Source organism: Gramella sp. MAR_2010_147, assembly GCF_900105135.1.
GTDB lineage: Bacteria > Bacteroidota > Bacteroidia > Flavobacteriales > Flavobacteriaceae > Christiangramia.
The window spans coordinates 826,464-847,863 of record NZ_LT629741.1; the positions used below are offsets into that span (position 1 = coordinate 826,464).

The 21,400-nt window shown below is 35.2% G+C and carries 20 protein-coding genes; 9 read left to right on the top strand and 11 right to left on the bottom strand.

The features are described from left to right. Genes BLT95_RS03635 through BLT95_RS03645 form a run of 3 tightly spaced genes read right to left on the bottom strand, consistent with a single transcriptional unit; the run spans position 1 to position 3,361 of the window. Positions 1–690 (bottom strand): N-formylglutamate amidohydrolase, encoded by a 690-nt coding sequence (locus tag BLT95_RS03635; protein ID WP_089664779.1) that lies wholly within the window; start codon positions 688–690, stop codon positions 1–3. Next, a complete protein-coding gene (locus BLT95_RS03640) occupies positions 687–1,907 on the bottom strand; it encodes a glutamate-cysteine ligase family protein (protein ID WP_172822563.1) in 1,221 nt (406 codons plus the stop codon). The genes BLT95_RS03635 and BLT95_RS03640 overlap by 4 nt, the downstream gene beginning before the upstream one ends. Then, on the bottom strand, positions 1,907–3,361 hold the full coding sequence (locus BLT95_RS03645) for a RimK family protein (RefSeq protein WP_089664781.1): 1,455 nt from the start codon (positions 3,359–3,361) through the stop codon (positions 1,907–1,909). Before BLT95_RS03645 ends, BLT95_RS03640 begins: the two co-directional genes overlap by 1 nt. 114 nt (positions 3,362–3,475) lie before the next feature. Here BLT95_RS03645 and BLT95_RS03650 point away from each other — a divergent pair, with 114 nt between their 5' ends. Then, positions 3,476–4,762, top strand: coding sequence for a dipeptidase (locus BLT95_RS03650; RefSeq protein WP_089664782.1), 1,287 nt, complete (start codon positions 3,476–3,478; stop codon positions 4,760–4,762). Here BLT95_RS03650 and BLT95_RS03655 read toward each other — a convergent pair whose 3' ends face one another. Then, positions 4,763–5,614, bottom strand: a complete 852-nt coding sequence (locus BLT95_RS03655; protein ID WP_089664783.1) for an SdiA-regulated domain-containing protein — start codon at positions 5,612–5,614, stop codon at positions 4,763–4,765. A 486-nt stretch (positions 5,615–6,100) separates the two neighbouring features. Here BLT95_RS03655 and BLT95_RS14545 point away from each other — a divergent pair, with 486 nt between their 5' ends. Both BLT95_RS14545 and BLT95_RS03665 read left to right on the top strand, forming a co-directional pair. Then, a complete protein-coding gene (locus BLT95_RS14545) occupies positions 6,101–6,226 on the top strand; it encodes a hypothetical protein (RefSeq protein ID WP_262490121.1) in 126 nt (41 codons plus the stop codon). 321 nt (positions 6,227–6,547) lie between these two features. Next, the gene (locus tag BLT95_RS03665) at positions 6,548–8,854 is read left to right on the top strand and encodes a transglycosylase domain-containing protein (RefSeq protein ID WP_089664785.1); all 2,307 of its coding nucleotides are present in this window, start codon (positions 6,548–6,550) and stop codon (positions 8,852–8,854) included. Here the strand turns inward: BLT95_RS03665 and BLT95_RS03670 are convergent. After that, positions 8,851–10,365: a DEAD/DEAH box helicase gene (locus BLT95_RS03670; protein WP_089666839.1), complete on the bottom strand. Its 1,515-nt coding sequence runs from the start codon at positions 10,363–10,365 to the stop codon at positions 8,851–8,853. The genes BLT95_RS03665 and BLT95_RS03670 overlap by 4 nt on opposite strands. 279 nt (positions 10,366–10,644) lie before the next feature. On the opposite strand from BLT95_RS03670, the gene BLT95_RS03675 reads away from it, so the two are divergent. Both BLT95_RS03675 and BLT95_RS03680 read left to right on the top strand, forming a co-directional pair. Next, positions 10,645–11,292, top strand: a complete 648-nt coding sequence (locus BLT95_RS03675; protein ID WP_231896406.1) for a Crp/Fnr family transcriptional regulator — start codon at positions 10,645–10,647, stop codon at positions 11,290–11,292. 95 nt (positions 11,293–11,387) lie between these two features. Then, positions 11,388–11,942, top strand: coding sequence for a hypothetical protein (locus tag BLT95_RS03680; protein WP_089664787.1), 555 nt, complete (start codon positions 11,388–11,390; stop codon positions 11,940–11,942). Positions 11,943–12,091: 149 nt separating this feature from the next. On the opposite strand, the gene cysM is transcribed toward BLT95_RS03680, so the two are convergent. From cysM to BLT95_RS03700, 4 genes are all read right to left on the bottom strand, one after another. Next, positions 12,092–12,979 (bottom strand): cysteine synthase CysM, encoded by an 888-nt coding sequence (gene cysM, locus BLT95_RS03685; RefSeq protein WP_089664788.1) that lies wholly within the window; start codon positions 12,977–12,979, stop codon positions 12,092–12,094. Next, on the bottom strand, positions 12,976–13,767 hold the full coding sequence (epsC, locus tag BLT95_RS03690; RefSeq protein ID WP_089664789.1) for a serine O-acetyltransferase EpsC: 792 nt from the start codon (positions 13,765–13,767) through the stop codon (positions 12,976–12,978). Before epsC ends, cysM begins: the two co-directional genes overlap by 4 nt. Before the next feature lie 371 nt (positions 13,768–14,138). Next, the gene (locus BLT95_RS03695; protein WP_089664790.1) at positions 14,139–14,651 is read right to left on the bottom strand and encodes a DUF6155 family protein; all 513 of its coding nucleotides are present in this window, start codon (positions 14,649–14,651) and stop codon (positions 14,139–14,141) included. Then, on the bottom strand, positions 14,644–16,851 hold the full coding sequence (locus BLT95_RS03700; protein WP_231896407.1) for an FUSC family membrane protein: 2,208 nt from the start codon (positions 16,849–16,851) through the stop codon (positions 14,644–14,646). Before BLT95_RS03700 ends, BLT95_RS03695 begins: the two co-directional genes overlap by 8 nt. 193 nt (positions 16,852–17,044) lie before the next feature. Here BLT95_RS03700 and BLT95_RS03705 point away from each other — a divergent pair, with 193 nt between their 5' ends. Continuing rightward, positions 17,045–18,034, top strand: coding sequence for an NADP-dependent oxidoreductase (locus tag BLT95_RS03705; RefSeq protein WP_089664791.1), 990 nt, complete (start codon positions 17,045–17,047; stop codon positions 18,032–18,034). 137 nt (positions 18,035–18,171) lie between these two features. On the opposite strand, the gene BLT95_RS03710 is transcribed toward BLT95_RS03705, so the two are convergent. Together BLT95_RS03710 and BLT95_RS03715 are read right to left on the bottom strand one after the other, a co-directional pair. After that, complete coding sequence (locus BLT95_RS03710) at positions 18,172–18,921, bottom strand: SDR family oxidoreductase (protein ID WP_089664792.1); 750 nt, start codon at positions 18,919–18,921, stop codon at positions 18,172–18,174. Positions 18,922–19,084: 163 nt separating this feature from the next. Continuing rightward, positions 19,085–19,795: an SDR family oxidoreductase gene (locus tag BLT95_RS03715; RefSeq protein ID WP_089664793.1), complete on the bottom strand. Its 711-nt coding sequence runs from the start codon at positions 19,793–19,795 to the stop codon at positions 19,085–19,087. A 218-nt stretch (positions 19,796–20,013) separates the two neighbouring features. On the opposite strand from BLT95_RS03715, the gene BLT95_RS03720 reads away from it, so the two are divergent. From BLT95_RS03720 to BLT95_RS03730, 3 genes are all read left to right on the top strand, one after another. After that, positions 20,014–20,409: a hypothetical protein gene (locus BLT95_RS03720; RefSeq protein ID WP_089664794.1), complete on the top strand. Its 396-nt coding sequence runs from the start codon at positions 20,014–20,016 to the stop codon at positions 20,407–20,409. Positions 20,410–20,464: 55 nt separating this feature from the next. After that, positions 20,465–21,082 (top strand): VTT domain-containing protein, encoded by a 618-nt coding sequence (locus BLT95_RS03725; RefSeq protein ID WP_089664795.1) that lies wholly within the window; start codon positions 20,465–20,467, stop codon positions 21,080–21,082. 109 nt (positions 21,083–21,191) lie between these two features. Next, on the top strand, positions 21,192–21,350 hold the full coding sequence (locus BLT95_RS03730) for a YqaE/Pmp3 family membrane protein (protein ID WP_072552264.1): 159 nt from the start codon (positions 21,192–21,194) through the stop codon (positions 21,348–21,350). Positions 21,351–21,400: the final 50 nt, after the last annotated feature.

Below are 21,400 nucleotides of genomic sequence, written 5' to 3' on the forward strand. Positions count from 1 at the left end.
TTAATCACTAGGATTCATGCGTTTCAAAGCTTTAAGGATCACGTTTTTATTATTAGTATCCATTTTATTGCCACGCACCCACTTTTGGTTTACTTCTATTTCTATTCCCATATAATTCTCGGGAAAATTTTTTCTTAAGGTGGTTGTAAAACCATCTGCTTTCCCAAGGTAAGGATAGTTATATCTTACTTTTAGGTCGGGATTCTCAATTAAAATTGCCGTTTTCCAATCTTTGCAGAATTCTTTTTCAGAATACCGGCCGGGATCATATAACAACCCAATGTCACAATTTCGCTCCACTTCATGAAGCACAGGAGTGAATGTATGTACAGATAAGTGCAGAACTGTATTCCCAGAATGGATAAATTCTTCTATTTTATTCTCTATCTCTGTGCGGTAATGTGTGTAATAGCTTTCTAAAATTTTAGTGTGATCTAATTTTGATAACTTCTTTGAATACCTTGAAAAAATATTCTTGTGAAAAGTAGACCTGTTGGTTTCAACCAGCAATCTTCCAATGCTTTGATATTTACTGAATTCTGCAAGTTGCTCTAATTCCTGAAAAAGATGAAATGCACCTGGATCATAGGCTTCATGAGTTTTTAAAACCTCAGGTTCGTGATCAAAAAGATACCGGTACTTCCCGGGAATATCTGGAAAAGCATGTTCACAGCTTAGCACTAATTTCATGGCCTGAACATTCTATTCTCCGCAAGACAATCTGTAAGCCTGAAGTAAACTTTCTTTATATTTTCTTTGGAAAAATCATTGCGTATTGCTTTAAGTATTCTGGTAGCCAGGCTCCCATGCTGAAGGATGAACTCAATATGCCTTTGATGATTCTCACTTAGTTTATCACCTACCCGTTTATAAAGATTCTTCCATATTTTCTTAACATCGCCGTCTTTTTGAAGATCAAAAATCGCAAGATATTTCTTATCTGTGATAAGGGTATTTTCAGCATTTCTAATTACTTCATCAAAAATTAAGAACAGATCGTTCTCATGCCACGACTTCTGGTCTTCCAGAGAGACTAGCTCTTCACTTACCAACAATTTTAAGACCTCAATAATAAAAGCAGCTATAGCAATATCTGCAGACGGGTTTTCCTGAATATCTATTACCCTGATCTCGATTGCATTCCTGTCAAATCTGGAAATAGCTCCACGTGAATTCAAAAAGTGATGATCTAAAATATTTTCGGCATCAAAAGGTTTGATAGCATCTTTAATTGGTTCAAAGATCTTCTTATAATAATCGGTTTTATTGAATACCTGTTCAGGAATAACTTTCCCAGTCATATGCGGGATTTCCTTCTGATTGGTTTTATAATATTCCATCCGGGTATCCTTAAAACCGGTGAATTTCCCATCCAGCACCGGTGAGCTTGCCGCAAGACCAGGAATTATTGGTAGTATAAGTCTAATAGCCGCATGAAGCCTTTCAAATTCTAAATCATCAAAAAATGGAAGGTTAATATGCATGCTTTGCACATTACTCCAGCCATGGCCTTTACAATCAAATATCTTATTATAGAGGCTGTAAATTTCGTTATGATCGTGCTCCCACAATTTCGTTTGGGTATGTGGATCCATCAAAGGATGAGAGGCTGATGGTAAAAGGCAGGTGTCAAATTTCTTCAGATGAGCGTTCATCTCTTTAATATTATTAGAAAACAATATGTCAAGACCTGAGAGATCACTGGTTGGCCCATTGGTTTTCATCTCCACCACATGTGCTACAAGTTCGTTGCTCCACTCTATTTTATCATTTTCTATATCTGAAGTTATAGATCCATTCTTTTCAATAAAAAGTTTATCTACAATAGGATTTATTTCAAGATTAGATTGCCTTACCAGCATATATTCTAATTCAATCCCATAAACTTCAAAAAGGTGATATGCCATTATAATTTATTTTCTAATCGGTTTTTAAGAGCAGTAAGGATTTCTATATAGACCTGGTCTCCATAATATTCATCCTCCACCCCTGCATCTATATTGGGGTTATCATTAATTTCTATTACAAGTGCTTTCCCATTCACTTCTTTTATATCAATGCCATACAAACCTTTCCCCATTAATTTGGCAGCCTTTATCGCATTTTTAAGGATATTATCTGGCACCTTTTCAACAGGCATACAATCTGCATTTCCATCCTGATCGTCTTTCCTTTTTGCATCCCAGTTATAAATTTGCCAATGCCCTTTAGCCATATAATACCTACAGGCATAAAAAGCTTTTCCGTCCAGGACTCCAATTCTCCAGTCGTAATCTGAAGGTGAGAATTCCTGGGCAATAACAAGTTCAGATTTTTTTAGCATTTCAGAGACCAGATCAAAATATTCTTTTTCTGTAGTTGCTTTTTTAACCCCGAAAGAGAAGGTAGAATCTGGAGACTTTAATACTACTGGTAGTTTTGTAATTGAGAGAACAGACTTGATATTATCCTTATGAACAATAACGGTCTTGGGTGTTGGTATCTTTGCATTTTCTAAAGCCTCTGCCATAAAAACCTTATTACAACATTTCAAGATGGCGTCTGGATAGTCCAGGATCGCGATATCCTCCTGCTGTGCCTTTCTCGCAAATGCATAGGCCTCGTTATTTACTTCAGTACTTTGTCTTATAAGCAATGCATCAAATGCCGAAAGTCTTGATAGATCTTTTGGCTCCAGTATTTCAGTAGAAAAACCCATTTTCTCCCCTAATTCAACAAACTTTTTTAAAGCTTTGGAATTGCTTGGTGGGGCAATATCATTTGGTTGTACTAAAATAGCAAGATCATATTCTGAAGCATTAGATTTTGGAGTATCGTAACGCTTTTTAGCAAAATACTGTTCCGCAAAAAACAACATGCTTTCTTTATGATCCAAAGGAATTTCAGATTCTGAAATAGCTTTGATGCTTCTTATATTCCATCGGGTTGTAAAATTGAATTTTACTCTTAAAAAAGGAATTTGAAAATGCCTGAAAAACATAGCACTAAGTTCCCTGTATTTGGCAGCGACATTCTGACCAAAATAGATGCTCAATGTGAATTCCTGTGATTTGATATTTTTGAGAGACTGCTGAATAAGATCATCAAAATCTTCAGAAACAATTTTCACAAGCTTTGGTTCTCCCAGATCTACAAGGTTCTTCACGGTTGGAATTGCCAAATGTCCACGGGCTTCGGCTAAAAGTGATACATAATATCCTTTAGACTGATAGGAATAATCCTTACAGAGGTTAAAAACCCTGGCTTTCCTGAGCCTCGAATATTCTGGATTTGTGAGATAATCTTTAGACGAAATGATACTAAAATGCTCCGAAGACATTGTCCAGGTTTCCGGCTGATTTACAATAATATATTTGTTCATTAAAAATGAAATGTTTGATCAAATTTAGATTAAAAACTAATCCGATTTCAGATTTTAAGTATAGCTTAATATTAATTCTTAAATTCAGCTTTATAATTTGATAAGAACTTATATATGCAACTAAAAATAGCAGGATTAATACTTTTTTCAAGCCTTCTTTCTCTCAATGCACAAACTACAGACAGTGAGATTATTAACAGAGCGAAGAAAATTCATCAGGACGCCATTACCATAGACACCCATAATGATATTAATATAGATGATTTTACAAGCAATAAAAATTATACGATGAACCTGGATACCCAGGTGAACCTTCCCAAAATGGAGGAAGGCGGAATGGACGTGACATGGCTGATCGTTTATACAGGTCAGAAGGAACTGGATGAAAATGGATACAAGGTCGCCTATGCTAATGCTATAAGTAAATTTGAAGCTATCCAAAGGCTTACCGAAGAAATCGCACCCGATAAAATTGGTTTGGCTACGAGCTCTAATGAAGTAAGAAAGCTTGTAAAGCAAGGTAAAAAAGTTGCGATGATAGGGGTGGAAAATGCGTATCCTATCGGGACAGACTTAAGTAGAATTAAGGAGTTCTATGATCGCGGCGCCAGATATATGTCATTATCTCATAACGGTCATAGCCAGTTTTGTGATTCTAACACAGGTGAAGAGAATGATGAATGGTTATATGGAGGCTTGAGTGAACTTGGTAAAGAGGCCATAATTGAAATGAATAAATATGGGATCATGATAGATGTTTCCCATCCTAGCAAAGAAGCTATCAGGCAAATGTTTGAATATTCCAAAGCGCCACTTATCGCTTCACATTCTTCGGCCAGGGCTTTATGTGACCATAGTAGGAACCTGGATGATGAACTTCTTGCACTATTTAAAAAGCATGGCGGTGTAGTTCAAACGGTGGCTTTCAGTTCTTATTTAAATACCGAAAAGCATGAAGCATTTGAAAATGCAAGTAATAAAGTTTATGAAAATATAGCTACTCAAATGAATTTCAGTATCCTTCCCAGGGATACGGTTAGAACTTTTTCCGATGAAAAACGTGAGAATTACTATACAGGACTAAAGAAAGTAAAGCTGGCTGCAGCATCTGATATTGCTCAATTAAAGAAAGAAGTGATCCCGGTAAATGTTTCAGATTTTGTAGACCATATAGATTACCTAGTGAAGAAAATAGGAATTGATCATGTAGGTATTAGTTCAGATTTTGATGGCGGTGGTGGAATTGAAGGTTGGAGCGATGCTTCTGAAACCCTTAATATCACCATAGAATTGGTAAAGCGAGGTTATACCAATGAAGAGATCAAAAAATTATGGGGAGAAAATTTATTGAGGGTACTGGATGAAGTGCAGGCCGTGGCTGCCAGTTTTCAAAAATCCTGATTAGTTAATTTTTATTTCGATAATATTTGCGGGACCACCTAAAGATTCATTAGAAATAAATATTCGCCCTGACGGACTAAAACATATACCTTCCGGCTGTGTAAATTCTGCAGGGTCTAATAAATGTAAATCTTTAATACTTCCGTTACGATTTAATATCAGTACTTTTTGGAACTCAGCATCCAGAACATATAGATCATTGGTCACCGGCGAAAATGAAAGATCTGATGGTCTAATTAGTTTTCTTGGATTGTCTGTCTTAAGAACATCGAATTTTGGATCATTATACATGATCTTAAGAACAGGTTCTTTTGCCAGTCTCTTTGTCTTGGGATTAAAAGAATAAATTCCCTTATAACCACTACTATTATCAAGGTTTCTGTCTTTTACAGATAACCATAGGTTTCCATCCCTACTCGCAGCAAGACCTTCAATATTATTTCGATACTCAAATTCTAACTCTACAATCTCTGCTTGATCTTCCACTCCATCCAGGCTTTTTACGTTAAAAAGTTTTCCATTACTTTCTGCTATCCAAAATTCACCATCCTGAAAACCTAATGCTTCATAATCGCCAGCATCTGCAAACTTATATTCTTTAATAATTTTTGAGCTTGAAAGGTCATATATAAATATTATCCCGTCCTCATCCTGTACACAGGCCATTTTATTATCGCCCATCCAGTAAATCCCTGAAACTTCATCCAATTCCTGTGGTAATTCCCATTTGTTTAAAATTTCATAGGATTTTGTCGCATCATCAAAATCATAATCATTCTTCTCATAAATAGCATATACTATTCCGGCCAGAATTAATGTAAATGCGATAATACCGATTGCCCATTTATTCATGAAGTTATTTTTAGGATTTTAAAATTACATTAATGAGTATCGGTCTCAAAAAGATTAACAATACTTTGAAGACTCTGCCTATTTTATTTAAATCACTGAAAATCAGTATAAGTTAAAAATATGTTAAAATAGTACCTTTTATAACATAGTACTGTAACGCTTTGTTTTTCTGATCGTCTATTAAATAGAAACAATCATTAAAATCATCAATTATGACAACTTTAGTAAGCAACACAAAAAGCAGAAAATCATTTATGAATACCGAAGCAAATTCTGAAAGAACAGGTTTCATTAATCGAAGAAGATTCGCCTAAGCGAAAAAAGTAAAATTCATCAATCATCAAAATCATCAATTATGACAACTTTAGTAAGTAACACAAAAAGCAGAAAATCATTTATGAGTACTGAAGCAAGTACTGAAACATCAAGACTTTTCCGAAGAAGAAGATTTTCATAAATAGTTTAAATTATCAAAAATCATCAACCATGAAATCATTAGACAGTATCCTACAGGATTTTGGAAACAGTAAAGAAGGTATTACTCATCGCCGACCTTTTTTGAACTTAAAGGAAACCAATGCTTATATTAATTCTTATAACCATAGGGCCTAACATAGATTATTCATCAATCAAAATCTCATCAATCATGACATCTTTATCAAATTTTATTCAGGAATTCAGTATTGGGAATGAACCAAATTTAACTCATAGAAAACCTTTCCTGAATGTAAAAAGTTCTAGCGGACATGCGTGTTGGTACCACCGCAGGCGACATATCTAGAATTTCAAAATTTCATCTTATGGAACTCTTTTTAATCTAGCCGGTAAATTCATAATTACCGGCTTTAAATTTTGGTGAAAACATTAAAATTAGCTTAAAATTTTACCTCCCGGCTTAAACATTTGTTTATTTGCAGAATTTACATTCAACAAATGTTAGCAACGATAAAAAGGAACCCCAGGCTTAAATGGGCTCTGGTCATTTTAATTAGTTTAATAGCTCTATTCTTTTTATTTTTTGGGAGCATCTATTTTGGTATGTGGGGAAAGATCCCCAGCACTAAAGAACTCACCGAACTTGAACAAAATAAAGCAACACAGGTACTTGCCTCTAATGGCGATCTCATTGGGAAATTTTATATTTTTGACAGACAACCCATAGAATTCGACCAACTCCCCACCCATTTAATCCAGGCCCTTATTGCAACTGAAGATGCAAGGTTCTATGAACATGACGGGATAGATAATCGTAGTCTCCTTAGAGTTTTCTTTAAATCTATTCTGCTTCAGGATGATTCTGCCGGTGGAGGAAGTACTATTACATTGCAACTTGCTAAGAATATTTACGGTCGCCGTGACTTTGGAATGTTTGGAATAGTGATTAACAAAATGCAAGAGGCCGTGATAGCCAAAAGGCTTGAAAACATCTATTCCAAAGACGAAATTATTCAACTATATTTTAACACGGTTCCTTTTAGCGATAATACTTATGGAATTGAAAGTGCTTCACTGAAATTCTTTAATAAGCATACTTCTGAATTGAATATGGAAGAGGCTGCTGTTTTGGTTGGAATGCTAAAGGCAAGTCATTATTATAATCCAAGAATTTTCCCTGAACGCAGTCGTTTGCGAAGAGATGTTGTTCTCATGCAAATGGCTAAATATAACTATCTAAGTGAAACGGAAGCTGAAGAAGCTAAGATGAGACCGCTTATCCTGGATTATAAAAGTTATAGCAATAACAAAGGAGTTGCGCCATATTTTAGAGAACAGGTTAGAAAAGATGTGAGTAAAATACTAGATACTCTTAAGAATACAGATGGCCAGAAATATAATATCTATCGGGATGGTCTTATAGTTCATACCACGCTTAACTACGAAATGCAATTACTGGCTGAAGAAGCTATGATAGAGCATATGTCTGAATTGCAAGTGGAACATGAAAATTCTTATGGAAATTATGCTCCCTGGATACGCAACAAAGATATTTTAAATGCTGCCATTAAGAGATCTGAAAGATATCAGGATCTTCAAAAAGAAGGGTTTGATGAAAGCGAAATTTTAAAAAAAATGGAGCAAAAGCATCCTACAGAACTTTTTGAATATACAGGGATGGAAACCAGAAATGTAAGTTCTATAGATAGTATTTCCCATTATCTAAAATTCCTTAATTCCGGTTTATTAGCCGTAAGCCCTGAAAATGGTGCAGTACAGGCCTGGGTTGGTGGTGTGGATTTTAGATTTTTTAAATACGATCATGTGGCACAAAGTAAAAGACAGGTTGGTTCTACGTTTAAACCTTTTGTATATACTGCTGCCCTTGAAAATGGAATGGATCCCTGCTCCTATTTCTCTGTTAGGGAAGTAACCTACGAAGATGGATGGACACCTTCAAACTCATCTTCAGAAGGTGATGATCCTAATATGAATTATAACCTTAAAACTGCTTTAAGCAGATCTATGAACACCATTGCGGTAAAAGTACTTATGGAAACTGGAATTGGGAATGTTATCAGTCAGGCCCGTAGCATGGGGATCGAATCTGATCTCCCTCAAGTACCCTCTATTGCCTTAGGTACGGCTTCACTCAATCTAGGGGAACTTACATCAGCCTATACCAGTTTTGTTAATAACGGTCATTATTCAAAACCATATTATATCACTAAAATTGAAGATGGGAAAGGTAATTTGCTCGCCGAATTCAAACCTGAAGTTTCCAAAACCAGAGCGTTTTCTGAAGATACCAGAAAAATTATGCTAAATATGATGCAGGCTACGGTAAATGAAGGAACAGCAACAAGACTACGATATAAATATGGTCTTCAAAATGATATTGCAGGTAAAACCGGAACAACACAGGACAATAAAGATGGTTGGTTTGTAGGTATTACACCCCAACTTGTTTGTGTGACCTGGGTGGGTGCAGACGATCATAGAATTGGATTCAGAAATACAGCTATTGGCCAGGGTGCGAACTCAGCTTTACCTGTATTTGCAAAACTGATGCAGAAAATGAACGCAGATTCAGAGTTCAACAATATCACTAACGCAAAATTTCAAACATTGCCTTCAGACCTGGCTGAATTGATGGAATGCCCTCCCGAAGAACGGGATAACTTTTTTGAGAGACTCTTTTCCGGAAAAAAGGATAAGCGATCTAATAACAATCAAGGCAACAAAAAAGAAGAGAAAAAGAAAGGCTTCTTTAAACGTCTATTTGGTGGAAAAGACGATAATTAGAATTCCTTATTAATTTGCATTCTTAATTTACGAGAATAATCTTCTTCGAGCCAGTCCCGGTAATTCTTAGTGCTTTTACTTATACAATAAGAATATTGTTTGATACGGGAAGATATATCGTCTTTTAACTCTTTCGCAAGAATCCTTGCGTCAAATACATCTTCGCTGTTTTCTACACACATCTTTACGTGTTGCTCCATAGACCACTCAAGTACAGCTTTAGATTTAAGTCCTTTTTGAATCACTTTATCATAAGCTTCTTCAATATCAAAAGTTACATCTTCGGTCTTTGCGAATTGTTCACGAATTTCTGGAGGCATCTGGTATTGGAAATCCCTTTCAATATCTTCGTCACTTAGCAGATTTTCAAAATAAAAATCTGGAGATCTAAATATCTGTTTCCAGTCAACAGGAGCGCTCCAATGACCAAATCTGGCCATATTATTTCCAAGATCTATTACATTAAACTCATCTTTGTCTTTCAATACTCGCGAACCACGACCTATCATCTGGAAATAAAGCGTAAGCGATTTGGTGGCACGATTCAGGATAATAGTTTCTACAGTAGGCTCATCAAATCCTGTAGTAAGGATACTTACAGAAGTAACAATAGCGTCTGGCGTATGCTTGAACCACTTTAAAATATCTTTACGGTCCTGCTTGCTCGTAGTATTGTCCAGGTGCCTAATAGGCAAACCTGCATTTTTAAAAGTATAATAAACCTCTACAGAAGTATTGATTCCATTATTAAAGATTAGGGTTTTCTTCCCTTTAGAACGCTCATAATAGGCGGTAAGAAGCTTTTCCTGCATGCTATAATTGGAATACAACTCTTCAGAAGATTTTACGGTATAATCACCGTTCATCCCCACTTTAAGATTCGTTAAACCAACATTGTAGCTGAAAATATTCACTTGTGCCAAAAAACCTTTTTCTATCAAAGACGAAATAGAATCTCCTACAATAAGTTCTCTATAATTATCCTTCATAGGAAGTTTTATATTGGAACTTAAAGGAGTGGCAGTAACCCCTAGAATAAAACACTTTTCAAAGAACTTGAATAATTTTCTGAATGAATTGTAATGAGCTTCATCAATTATCACCAATCCTATATCCTGAATTTCCAGTTTTTCATCATTCAGTCTGTTATTAAGTGTTTCCACCATAGCAACAAAACACATATAATCATCCTGATCTGGTAATTCCTTTACCTTACTATTGATTATTTTATTCCGAACGCCAAAACCTGACAGCATTTTAGAGGTTTGCTTACATAGCTCTATTCTATGGGTAAGTATAAGAACCTTTTTATTTGTTCGTTGAATATATTCTCTCGTCATTTGAGAGAAAATCACTGTTTTCCCACCACCCGTAGGCAGCTGATAAAGAAGGTTGTAGTTTTCAGGGTGTTGTTCTATCACCCCAAATATTTTATCTATATCTTTTTGCTGATAGTCGTATAACTTCTTGTCTACTTTCTTCTTTTCAATACCAAATGTTTCTGACGCCATAGATTTTTTTAAGTAAGCAATTTTGCAAAAATAAGCCATTTTAAGTATTACTCAAAAATTTATTGATGTTTATGAGCTCCCAAAAAATTAATCTTTCATTCAAAAATATTGTAAATTAGCAAGGTTTATTTTTGATCTTAATTTTTTCAATCCCTGAAAAAATTACTCTGTAAAATCCCCCGTTATTTTATTAACTAAAAATCCGGTGATTTGACTTCAGCAGAGCGTATATTTTCTAAATATGAAAGAACACTTTTAGTTTGCGAGCTTTTTTCAAATATGAATAAGGCTGACTGGCTTGGTTTATTGAATTATTTTCATGAAGAAAAATGGAAAAAAAACACCTGTATTATAAATCATCAAAAGTTTCTTTTTCACTTCTACATTATTACTTCCGGAAGACTAAAAATGTACAATGTTGATGGAATTAGCCGGAAAGAACATACTTTATTTCTGCTTAAGAAAGGCGATGTCTTTGATCTTTTTTGCCTGCTAGATGGTTCTAAACATAAAGTTTACTACGAGTGCCTTGATACTATTAATGTATTAGCGATCCCCATGGATCAATTAAGGGATTGGCTAAATAAAAACCCTTTATATTATAAGAATTTCTTATCCTATTCCGGGAAAATAATGAGAACCCTGGAAGAAAGCGTCTCTCAATTGATTTTTGCTGATATTTCAACCCGGCTATTAAAGCTCTTAGTTGATAATATAGATGAAAAATCAAAGCAATTAAAGCTTATTAATAACCTGCCGAATAAAGAACTGGCTCATTTAATAGGGTCTACCAGGGCCGTGGTGAACAGGCATCTTCAAAAGTTAAAAAAAAATGGATCTATATCACTTCAAAGGAATCAGGTTGAAATCAAAGATATTTCACTCCTTCTGAAAGAGTTAGAAAACAATTTGAAAGATAGAAAATAACTTTCTTGTGCTACTTAAGTAATTCTTGCATAGACCATTAACCTTTATCTTGCACATTCGAAATTACATTTATTCATCAATTAAAATCTTTTATAATGAAAAAACTTATCACATTAATTTTAGTCGCTGGATGGGTGCTTACCGCCTATTCTCAAAAAGTTATTCAGCTGGAGGAAGCCAGAGTGAATTTTGATCCAACTGCAGAAGTTGTATTTGAAGATTACGAAAATGGAATTGTTAAAGTCAAAGAAAAATTTTCTACTCAATTTCAATCCGATGCTATCGCATTTATGAAAGAAAATTTTGATATTTTCAGCTTCCTTGAGGCTCAAGGTGATTTATCGGGAAACAACATTATTGTAATCGCAAAGAGTGCTAAAGGATATCTTATGGCTACTTACAATGAAGATGGTCAAATGATCAAAAACTCGCAAAAATTTAAAGATATCGCTTTACCATACAACGTAAGGAATGAGGTTTATGCTCAGTATAAAGGATGGACCATGACCTCTAATAAATATATTGCTTTTGGTAACGGCGATCAAATAAATAAGCAGAAGTATATTTTTACCTTAGAGAGAGGAAATGAAAAGGCAAAAATGAAGCTTACTCCAGGTAGCTCTTATAGTGGAGTAGCATCATTAGATTAGCAAAAGTAATGAAAGGGCTGTATAAATTTTAGCAGCTGTCTAATCTTAATAGACAGGAATTAATAATGTTAAAATGTAATAGTAGTTAATAAACATAGATCTCTCAGATCGATATACACAGAGTTGACGCTAAAATTTATACAGCTTATTTATTGTTCAAATAGATCTGAAGACAGATACCGGTCTCCCCTATCACATACTATACTTACCACAAGTCCCCTATCAAGTTCATTGCAAAGCCTTACGGCAGCAGCTGCTGCACCACCACTACTCATCCCGGCAAAAATCCCTTCTTCTTCAGCCAATCTGCGGCTCATTTCAACGGCGTCCTGTTCGCTAACCTCTAAAACCCTATCAACTTTATTCGGGTTAAAGATCTTTGGCAGATATGCTTCAGGCCATTTTCTAATTCCTGGAATCCTGGAATCGTCTGTGGGTTGAACACCCACGATCTGGATATCCTTATTCTTTTCCTTTAAAAACGTACTTGTTCCCATAATCGTTCCGGTTGTACCCATAGATGAAACAAAATGCGTGATCTCATGATTTGTATCATTCCATATTTCGGGTCCTGTGGTGCTATAGTGAGCTTTCCAGTTATCATCATTACCAAATTGATTCAGCATGAAATAGTCTCCAGATTTCATCTTTTCCTCGGCAAAATCCCTGGAACCTTCAATCCCGTCATCAGCACTGGTTAAAATAACTTTTGCTCCATAAGCCCTCATTGTTTGTACCCGCTCTACGGTAGAATTTTCTGGCATTACTAACTCTATGTTCAAACCAAAGATCCCGGCAATCATAGCCAGTGCTATTCCCGTATTACCACTGGTGGCCTCAATAAGTTTGGTGTTCTTATCTATATCTCCACGATCTAAAGCACTTTTAATCATATTGAAAGCGGCACGATCTTTTACACTTCCCCCGGGATTCTGACCTTCAAGCTTAAAGTATAGATCAACACCTGGTTTATCAATTAATCTATTTGCTTTTACAAGGGGCGTATTTCCAACAAGATCTATGATTGAATTGTTCATTTATCTGAATTATTTTTGATATTAATTTGAGGAGTATGAGAAACCATTGAATTTTCAGGAACCGATTTGGTAAGCCAGACGTTTCCACCAATTACACTATTTTCACCTATGATGGTTTCCCCTCCCAGAATAGTTGCATTCGCATAAATAGTAACATTCTTTTTAATAGTAGGATGACGTTTTATGTTTTTTAAAGTTTTGCTAACCGTTAATGCTCCCAGGGTTACCCCTTGATATATCTTAACATTATCTTCAATTACAGCGGTCTCCCCTATCACAACTCCTGTGGCATGGTCTATAAAAAAAGAACTACCAATCTTCGCACCTGGATTTATATCTGTACCGGTGATACTATGAGCACATTCCGTCATTAGTCGTGGAACAAGAGGCAGCCCGAATTTGTAAAATTCATGGCTTAACCTATAAATGGCGATTGCAAAAAATCCTGGGTAAGAAAGGTAAACTTCTTCTACCGAATTAGCTGCAGGATCATTTTTAGCAATTGCCTGGGCATCTAGATTCAATTTTTCAAGAATCTCGGGAAGTTTATTCAAATAATCACTCCAAATATCCTGACATGGTGAACCGGGCTCCCAACACACCAATTTTGCAAGCACCTCAAAATCCATCCCTAATTCCATAAGATTATCCTTAACAGGAGTTTGCCTATCAAATAGCGTATAAAAAAGCTTTCTTGTGAAAGCCTCTGTTTTTTCCTTAATGCTAAAATTGAGATTTGGGAGATGTTTTTGATCTTCAATCTCTTTTATAATATTTTCTAATTTCATAGCAATGCAGTAATCTAATTCAAATTTACTGAAATACGGGGAACTCAGAAAGCTATAAGTCAAAGGCTTTGGGATAAAATAATATTATTAAAACTTATGGTTAAATATTTATTAATGAGAAAACAACCTGACAATTTCTAAAGTACTTTTAGAAGTATAATAATTATATAATGGCACAAGAAAAAAAACCGAAAAATGATCAGAAGAGTCAGCCAAAGCAGGCTCCAAAATCGAACGAACAAAGAAAACCTAAAAAGTAATTTTTAGTGAATTTAATTGTTTTTGAAGGCCATCTCTAAAGGATGGCTTATTGTTTTAAATTTTTCAAAGCAAAATATAATTACGCATATCATCGCTTTACCAGTTAGTAATCATAAAAATTGATCTCTTAGCCTGTCAAACTGATAAGCGTTTTTCCATTTTTGAGAACCTGCTTCTTCGGCAATATTATTAATTCTGCTTCCAAATTCTGAGGATATCCCATTACTTATAACATATTCTGTAGCCTGCTCATAAGATTTCAGCATGCTTTTTTCAAAAGACTCGGTTATATTTTCTTTATCCTTAGAAAAAGTCTGGGCGATCTCGATATTATAAAACATTACATCTGCCAGGGAATGAGCTTCCATCTCTAACTTTAGAAAATGCTTGATTAATTTATGGGCTATAGATCTCCGTTTTTTTGGTTTTCTATTATTTGGCGGAAAATATTCTTTTGAAATCTTAAACTTCGCTTCTTTAACCAGCTTCTCTTCATTTGGATTAAAAACGAAATTGTAAAAAATCTTCACGTCATCAAAGCGATTGTAAAGGTCCAGAATTTGTTCCTCCAGATCTTCTTTCTCCAGTGATCGTATATATTTTTTAAAATCTCTTTTACTCATTCTCTTTTCTGTTTAAACTCCCAACGTTATCCTGAAGTTTTTCTGAAATATCCAGCAGCCATTCCAATTGCCCGGTCACCAAATGAGCTTCCTGAAGTTTTAACCGCATCTGCTCATCTATTTTTTCTTTTCCAGCCTTTATTTCAACATTCCTTTCATTGGCAAGTTCATCAAACTTCCTGTGGAGCGATTCTCCGGCTTTTGAAGTTTCATTTGTCACGTTTTTTAATAACTCTCTTTTCTCCAGAATATTTACACTATTATTAAGATTTACAGAGATCGCACTGGTATAAATATCGAAATCTGCAGAAGCTCTTGTTGTAGGATGCGTTCTAATATAAGTACCTAAAGATGCTGAAGCTGTTAAAAATGTATGGTTCAACCCAACGATCTCATAAACTGTAGGCAGGTATTTTTGTCTTGATTTTGGCTCCTGGGTCATTCTTTGAAAAGCTCCACTCAAATTTCCCATTTCAATAAAAGCCTTTTTTCTTGCCAATTTATAGGACAATGGTAAATTTTCCTTTTTATGATAATACTCATCAATTTGATCCAGGTAGTCAAGGTTTGCTTTAATAGATGTGGCGATCACATTATTGATATTTTGAGCTTCCCATTTTGGCCACAAAATAAGGTTCCCAAAAGCAGCGAGACCGGCACCAATCAATGTATCTATTATTCTGAATTGAATTACGTTAAGTACTTCTGGCTGAAGTAAAGCATAAATAAAAATAATACTCAGGGTAATAAATATTGCTGCGGTGGTATAATTACGCTGAATTAAGGAAAAAGCAAGGGTTAAAGAAAGAATTCCCAGGATTGCATAAACAATAGTGTTCTGAGTAAAAAAAACAATACCAATAGCAATTGCGCCACCAATTAAGGTGCCTACGATTCTCTTTCGGGTTCTAACCTTGGTTAAACCATAATTAGGTCTCATGATCACGACAATGGTCAATAAAATCCAATATGAATTCTGAACAGAAAAATAATTACCAATTAAATATCCTATTAAAACCACCAAAGCCAGCCTTAAAGAATGCCTGAAAATGGCCGAACTAAAGTTTAAATTTGTAAAAATTGTTTTTAAGCTATAATCCTGCTGTGTCAGGAATTTTTGAACTTCTTTCTCCTTAAATAGAAACTTCTTTTTGTTGTCAAGGTTTCTTAAGATCCTATCTATATTATTGATCTTTTGAGCTTGTTTAGATTGATAGTCAAAAAGATTTCTAAGCAAAAGCATTGCTTCCCTTCGTTCTTCAATTTGTATACTATTCCGAAAATCATTCAAGGTTTTTTTTACCAATTTAAGTTCATCAGGAACTTTATTTTCTGGTAACTCAATATGTTTATGTACTGCAAGTCCAATCTTCTCAAGCTGATCTGCCAATTTTAAAGTGAAATCACCGAATATCTTTAAAGTTTCTCCATCATTTTCAAAAGATTTTCGCATTCTTTCATAATCTATTGGATGAGCCATAGCTAGTTCCAGCATATCCACAAGGTCTATAAAAATCAATAATCTTTTTCGTGCATACCCGGAACTTCCGGAAGTTTTTCTGGAGCGGATTAATATTTCCCGAAGACTTTCGTGATGCTCGTTTAGATCGGTTTGAAGCTGAAATAATTCCTTTTGAAGTTCCTGGTTGTTGTGGTCTGATCTTAATAACTTAATTCTTAATCTCAAGTAATCGGCGGTGATCTCCATTGTTTCCCCTAGAAGTTGTTCTGTAGCTCTTTCAGGTTTAATGAAATACCATGCTATGCTAATGATTAAATACCATATACCCCCGGATAGAATTAAAAGCGATTTTTGCCAGATTTCTATACCAGATGAAAGATTGGCAAAACTCAATACTACAGCCAGCAATCCTGCGAAAGTAACCAGGGAAGCTCTAAACCCATATACAGATAAATAAGATATGGAGAAAATCATAAGAAGTAACATGGGGATTACCGCCCATAGAAACGTAGCTGCGTAACCTGCAATTAGAAATGAAGTAGCTCCAAGCAATGCTGCCGCTAACACCCCATTAACCTTATGCTTGAAACTTCCGGGCACATCACTTGGGGAAGATAAAAGGCAGCCCATGGCAATACTAATACCTATTTCAAGATTCCCAACCTCTGAAAAGATCCCGATAGGAGTCACAATTGCAATGGTGAGTACAATGGCTTTTGAGAAGTCTGTACTCCTCAAAAATTTAATAAAATCGTTTTGGTATTTTTTAAACGGAATGGTCAAGTCAACTTAATTTTAAGCTTTGAAATTAAAGCTTTAACCTCAATTAATAAGGGCAATTGTACAATTTTCAATATTTAAGGAGAATTTGGCATCTGTTATTTGTCATATTTCATGATTCAGTTTAATTTGAGGTTAAAACATATGGAAAATGAATAAGCAAATATTACTGAATTCAAGACCTGAAGGCAGGCCTGCCCTTAAGAATTTTCAAATTGAGGAAATAGAGGAAGTCAAAAATGGCGAGATTGTTCTGGAATCTAAGTTTATTTCAGTAGATCCCTATTTACGCGGTAGAATGAGAGATGAGAAATCTTATATAGAACCTTTTAAGGTTGGTGAACCTTTAGAATCGATGGTAATTGCAGAAGTTAAGAATTCCAGCCATAGCGATTTTAAAAAAGGTGATCATATAATGGGAATGCTGGACTGGAAAAAACAACAATCGCATAGCGGTAAAGATCTTCGGAAAATAGATCCTTCTATCGCTCCACTTTCGGCATATTTAGGTGTACTTGGATTAACCGGACTCACGGCCTATCTCGCACTCCATAAAATTGGAATTTTAAAAAAAGGAGAGACACTTCTGGTTTCTGGAGCTGCAGGTGCTGTTGGTAGCGTAGTAGGTCAAATTGGGAAGATCAAAGGTTGCCGGGTAGTTGGAATCGCGGGTAGTGATGAAAAGATAGATCATATTCAGGAGAAATTCAGCTTTGATGCTGGTATCAATTACAAAACTACCGAAGATATGACTCAAGCGATAAAAGAAGCCTGTCCAGATGGTGTAGATGTTTATTTTGACAATGTAGGTGGTGAGATTTTAGATGCCGCTCTACAAAATATTAATAAAGCTGCCAGAATCATCAATTGCGGGGCAATTTCAATTTATAATGAAACTGAAATTCCTAAAGGCCCAAGACCTGAAGGAATTTTGATCAAAAAATCAGCTTTAATGCAGGGGTTCCTGGTAAGGGATCATGTTGCAGATTATCAAAAAGCGATTTCTGATCTTGCCGGTTGGTTAAATTCGGGAAAACTGAAATACGATGAAACAATTGTAGAAGGTTTTGAGCAAACTCCACAAGCTTTTATCGATATTTTTGATGGTAAGAATTTCGGAAAAATGGTAGTGAAAGTATAAATAAAAAGAGGTTTAAAAAGTCCGGAAAACGCATCATGGAGTTACTTTAATATCTCCACAGTTTAAAAGCTGAAACGAGTTCAGTTTTACTCAAACAAGACTTTTTAGACCTCTTTCTTAGATCATATATTTCTTAATTATTGTTCCTGCTCTGTAGGCATAATATATACATCATTGATATTAGCACGCTTCGGTTGAGATAAAGCATAAAAAATAGACTCTGCTATATCTTCTGCCTGTAAAGGCGTCATTTCCTTAAAATTAGAAAGAAGGTCTTCTTTTATTTCATCATCGGTGATCGTATCGGTTAATTCAGTTTCTACAAAACCAGGCTCAATAGAGGTTACGTTGATATTAAATTTTGGTGCTAATTCCTGTCTTAAACCTTCAGAAAACATTCTTACAGCAGATTTCGTGGCACAGTATACCGCACCGCCAGGATATATTTTTCGGCCTGCGCTTGACGAAATATTAATAATATTACCGCTTTTCTGTTCCATCATCGTTGGAAGTACCGCGGCAACTCCATTCAAAACTCCCTTAATATTTACATCAACCATTTTATCCCATTCATCTGTATGAAGATTTTTTACATAAGATAAAGGCATTAGACCTGCATTATTGATCAAGCCATCTATACTATTAAATTCTTCTTTGGTCTTTTTTGCAAGATTTTTAAAGTCTTCCTTTTTAGTTACGTCTCCTGGAACAACTAAAGCTTTTCCTGCGTTCTCCTTGGCTATTTTAGATCTTAATTCCTTAAGCCTGTCCTCTCTTCTGGCTGTTAAAACCACATTCGCTCCTTCCTTTGCTAATTTTAAAGCTGTTGCTTCCCCTATACCGCTTGATGCTCCGGTAATCACATAAGTTTTTCCTTTAATACTCATTTCAATTTATTTTTTTGATTCCTTCTAAATTAATTGAAATCAGTCTAAACCCTAAGAAAATTCAAGGTTTTGTAAATATTTTAACCAGAATTCCCAAGCCATGTTAAAACAAAAAAGCCTTATCAAAATGATAAGGCTTTGTAAAAGTTTAAATGATAAATAATCACTTTTTAGGAGGTCTGGAAGGTCTAACCTCGATCTTGCTTGGCAACGTTCTTGGATTCATCTTTAAGAGATCTCCCACTAATTCTCCAATATCTTCACTCTGTATTTTCCAGGCATCGGCTTCAGAAGGCTCATTATCATTAAAATGAGTCGCTACAGAACCCGGCATAATAGTACTCACTTTTACCCCTTTATCACGAAGATCCAACATAACAGCCTGTGTAAAGCCAGTAACACCAAATTTACTGGCATTATAAGCAGCGCCTCCAGCAAAGAAATTTGTTCCTGCCAGGCTGGAAATGGTAATAATATATCCTTCAGATTTTTTTAACGCTTCAACACAAGCTTTAATACTAAAAAATGTTCCGGTTAAATTTGTATCAATAGTATCATTCCACTCAGCTACCGTTAAATCTTCCACAGATCCAAAATTACCGATCCCTGCATTAGCAATAAGAACATCAAGCTGCCCCCATTTAGCAATTAATTGATCTACTGCCTTTTTCTGGCTATCATAATCTCTAACATCAGCTTCCAGTCCTATTACTTCTCCATGACCTGCTAATTTTTCAGCTGCTTTATCAGCTGCAGATTGCGACCTACTAGTTACAGCAACTTTATATCCCATTTTCAATAAAGTTTCTGCAACTCCGTAACCTATACCCTTACTTCCGCCGGTTACTAAAGCAGTTTTATTCTTCGTACTCATAATTGTTTTTTTTTGAAATTTAAAGCTAGTAAAGACACTTATGCTCCTGAAATTTAAAGCTCTAAGATTGTGTTAATTTTAAAGGTTAAATACTTTATAAAACCTCACAAAAGACTTTTATAGAATCGTAAAAAAACTAACTTTGTCCCTGAGAAAAATTCAGCTGTTTACAATTGAATTTTCGTAAACTCAGTACTTAGTAATTTAATATAGATACCTTGGAAAATATAAAAGCACAGAAGTTACTCAATAAAATTCAGCGCGATCTTATGCGTAATGGAATTATCACAAATACAATTGTTGAAGATCTAAAAGAGCTTCGAAAACTTGTGGTTGAAGAGAACATCCCTTTGCTTGCCAAGGTCACTAGATTAACTTATGAACACATCAATGAAAATGATGACTTTTTAATAGCGATCCCAGATGATGAACCTCTGGAATTGGATGAAGAAGGTGAAGAGGAAACTGAGGTTATAGAAACAGAGGATGTTACAGGCCAGGAAAGTTTAGAGTATATGCTTTCCCTGATGGCCGAACATTCTAATAAACTGAATGAAATGGAACTTCGTGAGTATGTAAAGGCATTAAAAGAAGATGCCGGAGAAGATTATTAGTCTTCAATTATATCTTCAGAAGTATTTCTGAAATTGCTATTAAAGAAATTAATTGATGAAAGAAAAAGCGAAATCTAAAAAGAAGTCGCGAATCCGCTTATTACATCAATACTACAATTACACTGGTTTTTATTCCTTTGTTTGGAAAAGTATTAAAAAGGCTATTCTACCTATTGTATTATTTGTAGGAGCTTTATGGGCCATAGATCGTTATCTTCTGGATATAGAAGAAATGCTGGTAACCATTACACAGACCTATGCTCCATTGGAGGTGTTAAGCATTTTCTTTCTATCTGAATCACTTCTTGGATTAGTACCACCTGAACTTTTTATTGCCTGGGCAGGAAAATCTGTGAGTCCTATTCTATTTTTAACTCTGCTCGCCACGGCGTCTTACCTTGGAGGGATAGTATCTTACTGGATTGGCGTTGGTATCACCAAAATACCGGCGGTTCATGAAGCGATGGAGCTTAAAATGGCCAAACATATCAAGAATACAAGAAAATGGGGAGGCTTTTTAATCATTGTAGGAGCCCTTTTACCTATTCCGTTTGCAATGACAAGTATCGCGGCAGGAATAATCAGATTTCCTTTTTCCAGCTATTTAATCTTTGGCTTATTAAGGTTTGCAAGGTTTTATCTGTATGCTTTAGTCATTTTTGAAATGGTTTAACTCTTTCCTAAACAAAGTTCTAAACTTATCATAAGGTTTAAGGTTTAGCCTTTTAATCGTATTATCTTCGATTGTATTAAATCTAACGATTAACCAAAAAACCAAAATTATGTCATTACTTACAATTATACTGAACATTCTATTACCACCATTAGCGGTATTTATGAAGCATGGATTAGGAGTCACTTTTTTAATTAGTTTACTACTAACTGCTTTAGGATGGATTCCGGGAGTTATCCATGCATTTCTAGTTAATGGAACGAGATAGTACAGTTTTCTATAAAATAAAAATACCGGCTTTTGGCCGGTATTTTTATT

What these genes read in the sequence shown, in the direction of transcription:
- BLT95_RS03705 (WP_089664791.1), top strand. Translation starts at nt 17,045, where the DNA reads ATGAATAAGCAAATATTACTGAATTCAAGACCTGAAGGCAGGCCTGCC.
- epsC (WP_089664789.1), bottom strand. Translation starts at nt 13,767, where the DNA reads ATGAAATTAGAAAATATTATAAAAGAGATTGAAGATCAAAAACATCTC.
- BLT95_RS03665 (WP_089664785.1), top strand. Translation starts at nt 6,548, where the DNA reads ATGTTAGCAACGATAAAAAGGAACCCCAGGCTTAAATGGGCTCTGGTC.
- BLT95_RS14545 (WP_262490121.1), top strand. Translation starts at nt 6,101, where the DNA reads ATGAAATCATTAGACAGTATCCTACAGGATTTTGGAAACAGTAAAGAA.
- BLT95_RS03650 (WP_089664782.1), top strand. Translation starts at nt 3,476, where the DNA reads ATGCAACTAAAAATAGCAGGATTAATACTTTTTTCAAGCCTTCTTTCT.
- BLT95_RS03670 (WP_089666839.1), bottom strand. Translation starts at nt 10,365, where the DNA reads ATGGCGTCAGAAACATTTGGTATTGAAAAGAAGAAAGTAGACAAGAAG.
- BLT95_RS03645 (WP_089664781.1), bottom strand. Translation starts at nt 3,361, where the DNA reads ATGAACAAATATATTATTGTAAATCAGCCGGAAACCTGGACAATGTCT.
- BLT95_RS03680 (WP_089664787.1), top strand. Translation starts at nt 11,388, where the DNA reads ATGAAAAAACTTATCACATTAATTTTAGTCGCTGGATGGGTGCTTACC.
- BLT95_RS03725 (WP_089664795.1), top strand. Translation starts at nt 20,465, where the DNA reads ATGAAAGAAAAAGCGAAATCTAAAAAGAAGTCGCGAATCCGCTTATTA.
- BLT95_RS03640 (WP_172822563.1), bottom strand. Translation starts at nt 1,907, where the DNA reads ATGGCATATCACCTTTTTGAAGTTTATGGGATTGAATTAGAATATATG.
- BLT95_RS03655 (WP_089664783.1), bottom strand. Translation starts at nt 5,614, where the DNA reads ATGAATAAATGGGCAATCGGTATTATCGCATTTACATTAATTCTGGCC.
- cysM (WP_089664788.1), bottom strand. Translation starts at nt 12,979, where the DNA reads ATGAACAATTCAATCATAGATCTTGTTGGAAATACGCCCCTTGTAAAA.
- BLT95_RS03730 (WP_072552264.1), top strand. Translation starts at nt 21,192, where the DNA reads ATGTCATTACTTACAATTATACTGAACATTCTATTACCACCATTAGCG.
- BLT95_RS03675 (WP_231896406.1), top strand. Translation starts at nt 10,645, where the DNA reads ATGAATAAGGCTGACTGGCTTGGTTTATTGAATTATTTTCATGAAGAA.
- BLT95_RS03715 (WP_089664793.1), bottom strand. Translation starts at nt 19,795, where the DNA reads ATGAGTACGAAGAATAAAACTGCTTTAGTAACCGGCGGAAGTAAGGGT.
- BLT95_RS03710 (WP_089664792.1), bottom strand. Translation starts at nt 18,921, where the DNA reads ATGAGTATTAAAGGAAAAACTTATGTGATTACCGGAGCATCAAGCGGT.
- BLT95_RS03635 (WP_089664779.1), bottom strand. Translation starts at nt 690, where the DNA reads ATGAAATTAGTGCTAAGCTGTGAACATGCTTTTCCAGATATTCCCGGG.
- BLT95_RS03695 (WP_089664790.1), bottom strand. Translation starts at nt 14,651, where the DNA reads ATGAGTAAAAGAGATTTTAAAAAATATATACGATCACTGGAGAAAGAA.